We start from the raw sequence: 2,156 nt of genomic DNA, 5'->3' as shown, positions 1-2,156 counted from the left end.
GTCTGGCGTTCAAGGTTCATCCGTCCCTGTTTATCGTACTCATACTGCACGGCGACGCGGTGGCCGTCGCTGAGATGGCTGACTTCGGTCAGCCAGCCGCGCGCGTTGTAGGTCCACTGTTCCGCCGGCTCATCATTGACGGTGCGGTGCGTCAGGCGGTCTGATGCATCGTAATGCCAGAGGGTGACAAGGCTTTCATCCTCACTGCGGATAAGCTGCCCGGTAATACCGTACTGATAACGCTGTGTTCTGCCGTCAAAGCCCGTTTCCTGCACCAGCCTGTCCAGCACATCATAAGCGAAGGTGGTGTGGCTGCCGTTTTCGTTGGTCAGTTGCGTCACACGGCCTGCGGCGTCGTATGCCATCTGCCGGGTCAGGCCGCCAGTGGTGGTGCTCACCGGGTGTCCAGCGGCATCATACTCTGTGGTCTGCCTGCTGCCGTCCGGGTGGAGCACGACCATCAGGTCGCCCGCGATGCTGTACTCATAGCGGGTTTCGTGGCCCTGTGCATTTTTCTGGCTGACCAGTCTGCCCCGGTCATCGTAAGTGCGGTAATGGCTGAGGCCTTCTTCCTGATGAAGGGCAGTGACCTGACCGAAGCGGTCATATTCGTAACGGGTCTGGTAGCCGGAGCAGTCGGTGAAGGTGAGCAACTGCCCGTAGCGGCTCCACGTCATCTGTTTCCGGCTGCCGGTGGCGTCTTCGCTGGCGGACGGGTATTCGCTGTGCGGGTTGTCATAAAACCAGCGGGTGGTGCTGCCGTCGCGCAGGGTGTCGGCGATGAGTCTGCCCTGAATGTCGTATTCCTGCCGGCTTTGCAGGCCGTCCGGGTATACGGTGTCCGTCAACTGGCGCTGGCTGTTGTAATAAAATTCAGTACGCCTGCCGTCTGGCGCGACGATTTCTTTTAACTGGCCGGAGCCGGGACTCAGGCGGTATTCCGTCTTACGGCCCGCCGCATCGGTCTGAGCAATAAGTCTCCCTGCCGGGTCGTATTCACTGTGAATGGCGCTGCCATCAGCGTATTCCTGTCTGACCACCCGCTTCAGCCCGCCTTCGCCTTCGGTGTGCAGCACCTCGCGACGGTTCAGGCTGTCGGTGATAATGACGCGGTTCTGTTCATACGCATAGGCATAGCTTAAGCCTTCCGGGTTACGCTGTTCCGTTACCCGCCCGACGATGTCATAGCGATAGCGTATCTCTGGTCTGCCCGCATAACGGTGTGCCACCATGCGTCCCGGATGCGGCGGGTCATACGTAAAATGGCGTACTGCCGTGCCGCTGCGGTCGTATACCGTTGCCAGTTCGCCACGCGGGGAATAGTCGTATCGCGCCAGCGGCGCGGCGGGCAGAATATCCGGGTATTCCGGGTCGTGGGTCAGCCACACGGCCTCAAGACGAATACCGCTGTCTGCGCCGTACGCGGTGGCGGGCAGAGTGTCCGGGAAGGGCAGATGTTTTGTGCCAGCGGCGGCTGTCTGTTTCCGGTACTGTGCGGCCCGCTGCGCCTGCGTGGTCAGCACCAGCCGGAAGCGGCGGCCTGCGCCGTCGGTCACGGCGGTGATATTCCCGGCAAATTCCCCGTCTGCGTCCCGGTGAAAGGTTTGTGTGCGCCCGAAACGGTCAGCCAGCCCGGTCAGCACCCGGTACGGCGGCAGCGGGGCGGGCAGAACTTCATCCGCTCCCGGTACGCGCGCAGACCAGCCCAGGATCCACCACGGTCCCTGAACGCTGTTGGTTGCCAGATACACGTGTGGACTGGTGCGAATGTCTTCCGGCAACGACTGCCACAGTGTGTGCAGCGGATTGCTTTCATGCAGCGCCGGCACGCCGCCCCGCGCCAGCCAGAGCGATTCGCTGCGGCTGAAGGCCGTTTCACCGGGAAACAGCGGCTCAAAGTGGATGCTTCTGCCGCCGTTATCGTTAATGATCAGTTCGTTATCGTGGATTTGTAAGCGGATATCGAAGGGCGCTTTCCACCCGGGGCCAAAAATACCCACCGGTGCAGGCGTTTTCGTCCGGTAGCTGTTGTAAGTCCTCGAGAGCACAAACGGCAACGGGCCGGGCAGGGCGAAATCGGTTTCGCCGGGCAGCACCTTTGCACCCAGCAACGGATTGACCGGGTTACCGGAAGTCATCCCTCCCGGGCAGACCGA

At 61.5% G+C, this 2,156-nt stretch carries 1 protein-coding gene; it reads right to left on the bottom strand.

Features of this window, described 5'->3' with window-relative positions:
- On the bottom strand, positions 1–2,156 hold a 2,156-nt coding region (locus tag AOY24_RS23310), incomplete at both ends, for a DUF6531 domain-containing protein (protein WP_072185451.1).

Source organism: Citrobacter sp. CtB7.12, from assembly GCF_001297795.1.
Lineage (GTDB): Bacteria > Pseudomonadota > Gammaproteobacteria > Enterobacterales > Enterobacteriaceae > Citrobacter_A > Citrobacter_A amalonaticus.
This window is presented reverse-complemented; position numbering and strand designations above follow the sequence as displayed.